This is a genomic window from Elusimicrobiota bacterium (assembly GCA_040757695.1).
In the GTDB taxonomy this organism is placed as follows: Bacteria; Elusimicrobiota; UBA8919; order UBA8919; family UBA8919; genus JBFLWK01.
This window is the reverse complement of record JBFLWK010000084.1, coordinates 1-9005: the sequence shown is the minus strand read 5'-3', so window position 1 is coordinate 9005 and position 9005 is coordinate 1. Positions and strand designations below refer to the sequence as shown.

Below are 9005 nucleotides of genomic sequence, written 5' to 3'. Positions count from 1 at the left end.
CGATTGACCCAACCGCAGAACCAGATAGGTTTTTCTGCAGGTGGAATGGTTTCCATAACAACAGCTTCAGCAGTATATGTTCCGCCAACAACAGAAATACTTAGAAAAATGGATACAAAAACATCTACCGCAAAAACTATTACAATTCAACTTGGTGAACGCCAAAAAAAACCAGCCAAAACAATAGAGTTAGAAGAAAAAAAATTGGATACATATAAAAGAAGTCATAAAAGAAAAAAAAAGGCGTCGGCTGTCATCAATATTGATTTAGATAATCACGAATAGAATCTTGGGAGGAAAGATGAGAAGTGATGAAGCGAAAAAAGGTGTGGAAAGGGCTCCGAACAGATGTTTAATTTATGCGACAGGCGTGACAAAAACATCGTTACAGAAACCATTTATCGGGATTGCATCAAGTTATTCTGATTTAGTCCCGGGTCATATTGGTATGCGGGATTTAGAACGTTTTATAGAACGCGGGATTGAATCTGCCGGTGGCACACCATTTGTATTCGGGCTGCCTGCTATCTGTGATGGGATTGCGATGGGACATTCCGGGATGTGCTATTCATTGCCATCACGGGAACTTATTGCTGATTGTATTGAATCGGTTGCGAATGCACATAAACTTGATGGGCTGGTTTTGCTTACAAATTGTGACAAAATAACACCTGGGATGCTGATGGCTGTCGGGCGGCTTAATTTACCTGCAATCGTTGTCACAGCAGGTCCGATGCTGACTGGTTTTTATGCTGGGAAAAGACGTTCGCTTGTTCGCGATACTTTTGAGGCGGTTGGACTTTATCGTGCTAAAAAACTGAAAGATACCGAACTTGAAGGTTTAGAAATGGCTTCATGTCCTGGTGCAGGAAGTTGTCAGGGGCTTTATACCGCCAACACGATGGCGTGCCTAACAGAAGCAATGGGAATGTCACTTACTGGCTGTGCTACCGCCTGTGCAGTTTCGGCAAAAAAAAGACGTATCGCATATGAATCAGGTCAACGAATTGTAGAACTTGTTAATAAACAGATTTTACCCAGACGAAGTATTATGACGGATGAAGCGTTTTACAATGCGATTGTTGTGGATATGGCGTTAGGCGGTTCTACAAATACTGTTCTTCATCTGCCTGCGATTGCAAACGAGTGCGGGTGTAAATTACCACTTACACTTTTTGATGAAATTTCTAAAAAAATACCGAATATCGTCAAACTTGAGCCTGCAGGTGATAATTACATGGAAGATTTAGAGAATGCTGGTGGTATCCCGGCAGTGCTGTCAATACTGAAAGGAAAATTGAAAGATAATTCTACTGTTTCCGGTAGACGAATTTCTGAAATTGCTAAAACCGGCGAAGTAAAAAATACAGAAATTATCAGACCGCTAAATAAACCATACAACCCAACAGGTGGTATTGCAGTGCTGTTTGGTAATCTCGCACCAAACGGCTGTGTTGTAAAACAATCTGCAGTTAGTAATAAGGTGTTGAAATTTACAGGACAGGCAAGAGTTTGTGAATCAGAAGAAGAAGCAATGAATTTGATTACGCTAAAAAAAATAAAAAAGGATGATGTGATTGTAATAAGAAATGAAGGTCCTAAAGGCGGTCCGGGTATGAGAGAAATGCTATCGCCAACTTCTGCAATTGTTGGATTAGGGCTTTCTGAGAAAGTTGCGTTGATTACTGATGGTAGATTTTCAGGTGGCACTCGCGGGCCCTGCGTTGGGCATATCTGTCCGGAAAGTGCAGTTGGTGGTCCTATTTCAATAGTGAAAGATGGTGAAGAAATTACAATTGATATTCCAAATAGAAAAATATCAATACGGCTTACTGATGTAGAAATAAAACTGCGATTGACACGAAAGAAACCGTTTGAACCTAAAGTCAAAACCGGCTGGCTGGCAAGATATTCCAAACTTGTCACTTCGGCTGATACGGGTGCGGTGCTGAAATGAAAAGGAAAAAGGGGGTTGTTGGTATTCCAGAGGGTAAGATTGCGAAAAGAATTTTTGTAATCAAAAACAAGAAAATAATGCTTGACAGAGATTTAGCGGAATTATATGGAGTTCCTACGAAACGATTAAATGAACAAGTCCGTAGAAATATAAAAAGATTTCCGGACGACTTTATGTTTAGATTTTAATTTCAGAGCGATGCCCCACCCGACTTGTCCTCTGAAACAGAGTTTCTGTCTAAACTTGATTCTATGATTATTATAAAAAAAGTTTTAGAAAAAATTGGTGATGAGATTAAAAATATCACTCTTGGCTCTAAAATAAGAGAACTTCGCCCGCTCTCTTACAACCAGATTAACACTTACCTGAACTGTCCCGCAAAATACTATTTTAGTTATCTACAGACCGCACAGGAAGATTTGACAGACGAGACAACAGCATCTCAAACTGGTAGTGGTGCACTTGCATTCTATAAAGTCCTAACCCGTATACTGAAAGAAGCATACTGCTATGGCACACTTGTATCACTATCTGAAATGATTTCTATGTTTGAACGATTCTGGGTACCGTCAGATTTTCGGGACACATCAGACGAAATCAAATACCGCGAAGAAGGCAAAAAAATACTTAAAAATTTTTACGACCAAAACAAAGATAAAAAAAACAAAGTAGCACAAACAATCAGTTGGAAAGACAGGGATAAAAAATTTCCGGCAATTGACCAGAAAGTATATGTTCAGGTTGGCGATGTTAAATTAAGCGAAAAAATAGACCGTATTATGGTCTATCCCGATGGCAGTTATGAATCAATAATTTATAGATTGTCAAAACCGTCATACAGCAGCAGTGTTGGCGAGAAAGATTTAAGACCAGCGCTTTTTCTTTTAGCAGCCAAAAAACTGTTCCCATTCAGACGGCATAGAGTTGTATATTATTATTTACGAGATAATGAAGAAGTTGTTTGCAAAATCCCGAGAAATTTATCAGAAAAATTACAAACAGCTGCAAAAAATGTGGCAGTCGGATTGGTTAAAACCGAATTTTTACCCCGTAAAGGATACTGGTGTTCTATATGTAATTTCAGAAGTTCTTGTTCAATGTGGGCTGGGTTCAAGATAGAACGTAACCGCTTCCGGCTCTCTTATTCAAAAATGAATACCTTTTTGAATTGCCCCAGACAGTACAAATTTATTTATATTGATAAACTAAAAACAAAACCACACTCGTTTTTTTCAATCGGAACAAGTGTGCATAACGCATTTGAGCAGTTTTATAATTACAATGGTATCTTGAAAAAACCGCGACTAAGATATCTTTTAAACCTGTTGAAAACATCATGGAAAAGCGACGGTTATAAAGAAGACGGCGTCAACGAGCAGGAATACTACAAAAAAGCGGAAAAGATGTTAAGAGATTATTACAAAACATATATTAAAAACAAAACTTATAAAAAGGCATACAAAACTGAAGAGTATTTTGAACTCCCTATCGGTAAAAAAGGATTGATAACGGGTTTTATAGACCGTATTGATAAAACCGAAGACGGCAGTTACGAAATTATTGACTATAAAACAGAACCGGACTGGCCTGATGACAAAATTATGGACGACCACAAACTGCAACTTACACTTTACTGGTGGGCTTGTAAAGAAGCGAAACTGACACCTGTGCCACCAGCATCGCTGTCGTTATTTATGTTGGAATTTGATAAAAAAATTATATTCTATCCAAATATAACCGGCTCCAGTTTGAATAAAGACGATATAGATATAAATAAAATGATTGCTGAAAATGTAACGCTGGTTGACAAAACAGTTGACGAAATAGAAAAATGTACCGAACTTTTACAACAGCAAAAACCAGCCGACGAGGCATTCCCGCCAAAAGAAAATCACTGGTGTCCTAACTGCGATTTTAGGCTGGATTGTCCGATATTCATAAAATAAAAAAAAGTGCTTGACAAACTGTGGATTTTTTGTTATACTTTTGGCAGAGGTAAAAAATAACTGGCATTGCGAGTGAAACGAAGCAATCTCAAATCACTAGTCGCAGGTTAAAACCTGCGACTACACTAATCACTGACTGGTTTAAGATTTGTTATTTGTTATTTGGAATTTGCCGTTTTCGTGGTGGGGGGGTAAAAATCAATCAAAATTAAAAGTAAAAATTAAAAATGAAAAATTGTTTGTAGCGGTTGATGTAAATCAACAATCTGTATCGGCGAATGTAAATTCGCTATTTTTATTTCATTTGTGGTAGCACGCTATTAGCGTGCTTTTTCTTTTTGGAATCAAAATGTAAGCAAATGCTTACATTTGAAAATTGTCGTTAAAGGAGGGTGTATGGCAGACAGGTCGTTTGCAGGACTTATCGGGTTGTATGAGCAGATGCTCGCGGGACTTAAAGCGAACACGAAGGATTTAGGTGACTTGCCTGTAAAAATCGCTGAATTTGAGGAAGCGATTGCTACAGTCAAATCGGAAAACAGTGTTCAGGAGGATTTGAAAGCGAAAACCCAGCAGTCAACAGAGCGGTTGAAAAAGTATATGTCAGAGTTAAAAGGGTTTTATGCACGGCTCTCCAGCAGTGTTTATGGCAAGTATGGAAAGAAAATGGAGAAGTTGGAAGAGTTCGGATTGAAGCCATGGAAGAGTGGCGGGAAAAAAGGTCCCCGAACAACTGAGCATCAGGGATAAGAAACAAGTAACAGGTAATAAGTAACAAGTAACAAGAGAAAAGCAACTTTGATTTTGAGTTAAACGATTTTGCACAATGATTGTGCAACTTTACACAAAGGTTATGCAACTTCGCGCGGGCTCTGTGCAACCTCGCGCGGGCTCTGTGCAACTTCGCACAACGGCTGTGCAAAGTTGTTTTACCTTTGTTAAAAATGGTTCAGACGAGCTCAAAATTTAATTAAAAATTAAAATCTATGTTAATCTGTGTTAATCTGTGGTTCCGTAGTTTTCTTGACATTGTAAAATGTAGTAGCAGGGTTTCCCTGCAAAACTGGAAAATGGAAACGGAGGAAAATCATTATATGGAGGTGGGGGGTATGACAGGGTTGAAGAAAAGTTTGGTTGCTGGTTTGCAGTATCAGAATTTTAATGTAGTGCGAGGCTTTAGCCTCGCTATTTTGGGTTTGGTCTTTTGGGTTAGTTCTGTTTTTACTGCTACACCACAAAAAATCAATTATCAGGGCAAACTGGAACAAAGCGGCACAGCGGTTAATGGCACAAAAACAATAACATTCAAATTGTATGATGCCTTAACAGGCGGGAATCAACTCTGGTCAAGCGGTGCACAGACAGTAACTGTTACTAACGGGCTTTTTAATTATGTGCTCGGTGCAGATGTCGCTTTATCAGGGCTTGACTGGGAAGGAAAAACTGTCTATCTGGAATTGAGCGTTGACGGCACAACACTCTCGCCATGAGAACAACTTGTTAGTTCGCCATATTCTATAAATGCGGATATGCTGGATGGCAAACACGCGAGCGATTTTGCAACTGCGTCGCATACTCATACGGTTACATGGTCAAGTAAGCGATTGCGTCGCATACTCTGTCAAGTGAAAAGTAAAATGAGCCCACTGTTGCAAAGTAAAACGATACCACCCTGTCATTGTTCTTTCTCCTCTTTTAGCAGTTCTTTTTTCTTGTCTTTAAGCCTGTATGACTCTCCTTTTATGTTTATGACATTAGCGTGATGCAATAATCTATCCAATATAGCAGCGGCAAATACACCATCTGTAAAAATTTCACCCCAAGAAGAAAATGATTTGTTTGAAGTAAGTATAATTGAGCCTTTTTCATATCTTGATGTAATAAACTGAAAAAATAAACTTGCGCCTAACCGGTCTATTGGCAGGTATCCAATCTCATCAACGATAATCAAAGCAGAATAGGTCAATCGTCTTAATTCTTCGTTAACTGTTCTATCGGCAAGTGAACTTGTAAGATGCTGTAGAAGGTCTGGTGCTTGAAAGAACAATACTGGATATCTTGCCTCACATGCTTTTACACCGAGTGCGATTGCCAAATGCGTTTTCCCTACACCGGGTGGTCCTAAAAATATCACATTCTCTTTTCTATCAATAAATGACAGATTCGCAAGTTCTAATATCTTCTTTTTAGAAATTGATGTCTGAAACGAAAAATCAAATGTGTCTAATGTCTTTATCTGTGGAAATTTTAAAGATTCCTGTCTGCTGATGTTTTTAGATATTCTGGTAATATCTCTGCCATACGGTAAAGGTTCAATTTCTCTAAATTGCTCTGCACCTGATTAAGTTGTAGGTTAGCCATTTTTTTCTCCTGTTACCCACTCGTAAAACTCTAACGGTCTTTCTTCTACTTCCTGGAAATTGTAGTTAAGTCCAGGGATAGATAACATTTTTTCCAGACGGTCTATGTTATATGCTGGAATGCGTTTCTTAACCAGATTTACTACCGTATTACTTTGGAGTGATTTAAACTTTAATGCAACCTCTATTGAACTTGCAATATCTGAAACAGGATAACTCTCTTTTAGTCGTATAATTTTGCCTAAATGATGATATGGATTTGATATTGACGAGTTTAAAATCTCTTCAAAGTATTTTAGCCCGACTTCCCCAAATGCTGACATCTCTTGCTGATACTTCTGTCTCCGATTATCTAAAACTTTTGGCATCCCTTTGGAATATTCGGGATTGCGAATATATTTCCCTTTCTGCTTACTAATTGTATGCTGGGCTATACATTTATCGTCGTAATAAACCTGAAGCGTTGTCTCATCCGCTTTAACTGTTACTGTTTGCCGTGCATATTGCCACGGTATCTGATAACAATTACCTTCCCAGTTTAAGTAGCAGTCCTTCTGCACTAATCTCGGTTCAACTTTCCTTGTGTCGTAATTTGTTCGTGGTAAAGGTAGAATCGCATTTTTTTCTGTTTGCCATCTATCAATCGGTTTTTCACGCGTGGTCCCGTGAATCCTTACATCTGCGATTTCTGTTAACCAGTGCAATGCCTTCGCATTTAACTCGGCAAGTTCTGAAAACTCTTCTCCACAAAAGAAACTTGTCCGAATATATTCTATCACTCGCTCTATCTTGCCTTTTTGATGTGCCTGTCCTACATCACAGGCGGAAGGCATAAAACCATAATAGTTCGCAAAATCTAAAAACTTTTCGTTAAACCTGATTCTACCGTCAATGTTTTCTGATACTACTGTCTTCATATTATCATACAGTATTTTCTTTGGCACACCACCAAAATATTCAAACGCTCTCTGATGACATCTCATAAGTGTAGGCATATCACAACTTATTGTGAACTCTATGTAATGTCTTCTGGAATAGCCCCACACAAAACTAAAACAATACAATTTACAGTTCCTACCATAATAGTTAATACTGCCAAATTCTGACCAGTCCACCTGTGCTTCATCCCCAGGTTCTGTCTCGTATCTTAAAAACACTTTTTGTGATTTCACTGGACGAATCCTGCTTACATAATATGCTACAAGCCGATAACTACCAGAAAAACCTTCATCCTTAATTTCATTAAAAAGTTTTAATGCTGTAATATCAGGATAATCATTCAGTCGTTCTTTTATGTACGCCTTGTATAACTCCAATTTAGAGTTATACGGCAACTCACGAACATATTTAGGTCTTGTAGAGTCCTGTAAATACTTTCTTATGGCCCTGCGCGATATACCAAGTTCCCTTGATATCCTTCTTATGCTGTATCCCTTTTCCCTTAAATACCTTATCATTGCCCTATCCTCTAATCTCACTGCCATAACAAACCTCCCTTCCACCCTACCCTGTCGCTCGTTGCTGACAGGTCAGAATAGGTTTAGTTCACCTGAGGTTTATTATAGCAGATTTATTTCTTAACTTACAGAAGGTATCATCCACACCGCCAATACCACTGGTGGTGGGCTCATTTTACTTTGCAACACCTTGTTTAAGCACCTGTAACAGAATCCTCTATTTACAGGGTGGGCTCATTTTACTTTGCAACCCCGGTATCATTTTACATTGCAATTGACAACTCATACGGTTACATGGTCAAGTATCAGTAATATCCCAGCTGGTTTTGCAGATGGAGTTGATGATACAGGCACAGGTGGCTCAAGCCAATGGACCACCAGCGGAAGCGATATTTATTACAATTCTGGCAATGTCGGCATCGGGACGACGAGTCCGACAAGCAAATTACAGGTTGTGGGGTTACCAGTTTATGCGAATAACGCTGCTGCGGTAGCCGGCGGGCTCACAGCAGGCGCATTTTACAGAACCGGCGGTGACCCGGATGTGGTTTGCGTGGTTCATTAAACCCGTGGACGGGTTTAGGGTTTAGGGGACAGGGTTGAGATGCTGTCTGACAATTCGGTTTTTTGCCTGGTAGCCGCAACCTTCAGGTTGCGTTTCCGTCGGTAGTTTTTCGCAGGCTGAAGACTGCGGCTACCACAAATGGTGGTTAAAACAAGGAAATGGGGTCGGAGGAAAATCATAGATTCCCGATAACAGCACTCGGGAATGACAAAATGGGGATGGAAGAAAATAATAGTGGAGCGGGGATTAAGAGATTGCCACGAGCCGATAAATCGGCTATCGCAATGACGAAAAAAAGCGAAAAAAAGGACAGGTCCGATAAAATGTTAACGATATGACTCTTTCCGATGAATTACATCAATTATACTTTTGCTTCTGGAGAATAGGCAAGTTTATATTTTGTCATTCGGATTGTGTCCAAAAACCTGTTTATGCAAAAATACTTTTCCTTTACGGATATTTTGAACTGCAGATTCTATACGAGAAAGAATCTTTTTATCGCTTAAAATTTCCAATGTCTCAATCATATTCTTGTTGAGATATTAATGTAAGCGGAGTGGCGATTTTAATTGGTTTATCAAGATGTGTAATCGTTTGTTGAGTAGACATCTTTATAACCTCCTTGTGGTGACAGCCCTATCGGGCTGTCGTGCCCCTCGCAGAACCGTGCTTGCAGATTGCCCACACACGGCTCTTCAATAACACTTCCTCATAAAGCAC

At 39.2% G+C, this 9005-nt stretch carries 11 protein-coding genes; 8 read left to right on the top strand and 3 right to left on the bottom strand.

The annotated features are described in order from the left end of the window. The 6 genes from AB1349_11420 to AB1349_11395 all read left to right on the top strand — a co-directional run. The coding region (locus tag AB1349_11420) for a hypothetical protein (protein ID MEW6557938.1) at nt 1–285 on the top strand (285 nt) is incomplete at its 5' end. Nucleotides 286–301: 16 nt separating this feature from the next. Further along, entirely contained in the window at nt 302–1957 is a 1656-nt protein-coding gene (ilvD, locus tag AB1349_11415) for a dihydroxy-acid dehydratase (protein MEW6557937.1), read from the top strand. Next, on the top strand, nt 1954–2145 hold the full coding sequence (locus tag AB1349_11410; protein ID MEW6557936.1) for an ORF6N domain-containing protein: 192 nt from the start codon (nt 1954–1956) through the stop codon (nt 2143–2145). The genes ilvD and AB1349_11410 overlap by 4 nt, the downstream gene beginning before the upstream one ends. Nucleotides 2146–2208: 63 nt before the next feature. Continuing rightward, nucleotides 2209–3903 carry a PD-(D/E)XK nuclease family protein gene (locus AB1349_11405; GenBank protein ID MEW6557935.1) on the top strand — a complete coding sequence of 565 codons (1695 nt, stop codon included), beginning with the start codon at nt 2209–2211 and terminating at the stop codon, nt 3901–3903. Nucleotides 3904–4299: 396 nt separating this feature from the next. Beyond that, nucleotides 4300–4653, top strand: a complete 354-nt coding sequence (locus AB1349_11400) for a hypothetical protein (protein MEW6557934.1) — start codon at nt 4300–4302, stop codon at nt 4651–4653. Nucleotides 4654–5012: 359 nt separating this feature from the next. Continuing rightward, nucleotides 5013–5393, top strand: coding sequence for a hypothetical protein (locus tag AB1349_11395; GenBank protein MEW6557933.1), 381 nt, complete (start codon nt 5013–5015; stop codon nt 5391–5393). A gap of 185 nt (nt 5394–5578) precedes the next feature. Here AB1349_11395 and istB read toward each other — a convergent pair whose 3' ends face one another. Together istB and istA are read right to left on the bottom strand one after the other, a co-directional pair. Next, nucleotides 5579–6139 (bottom strand): IS21-like element helper ATPase IstB, encoded by a 561-nt coding sequence (gene istB, locus AB1349_11390; protein MEW6557932.1) that lies wholly within the window; start codon nt 6137–6139, stop codon nt 5579–5581. Between the two features lie 117 nt (nt 6140–6256). Then, nucleotides 6257–7747 (bottom strand): IS21 family transposase, encoded by a 1491-nt coding sequence (gene istA, locus AB1349_11385; protein ID MEW6557931.1) that lies wholly within the window; start codon nt 7745–7747, stop codon nt 6257–6259. Between the two features lie 247 nt (nt 7748–7994). Between istA and AB1349_11380 the strand changes: the two genes are divergently transcribed. After that, the gene (locus tag AB1349_11380) at nt 7995–8285 is read left to right on the top strand and encodes a hypothetical protein (protein ID MEW6557930.1); all 291 of its coding nucleotides are present in this window, start codon (nt 7995–7997) and stop codon (nt 8283–8285) included. 158 nt (nt 8286–8443) lie between these two features. Next, a complete protein-coding gene (locus AB1349_11375) occupies nt 8444–8623 on the top strand; it encodes a hypothetical protein (protein ID MEW6557929.1) in 180 nt (59 codons plus the stop codon). 54 nt (nt 8624–8677) lie between these two features. Here AB1349_11375 and AB1349_11370 read toward each other — a convergent pair whose 3' ends face one another. Then, the gene (locus AB1349_11370) at nt 8678–8812 is read right to left on the bottom strand and encodes a hypothetical protein (GenBank protein ID MEW6557928.1); all 135 of its coding nucleotides are present in this window, start codon (nt 8810–8812) and stop codon (nt 8678–8680) included. Between the last annotated feature and the right edge of the window lie 193 nt (nt 8813–9005).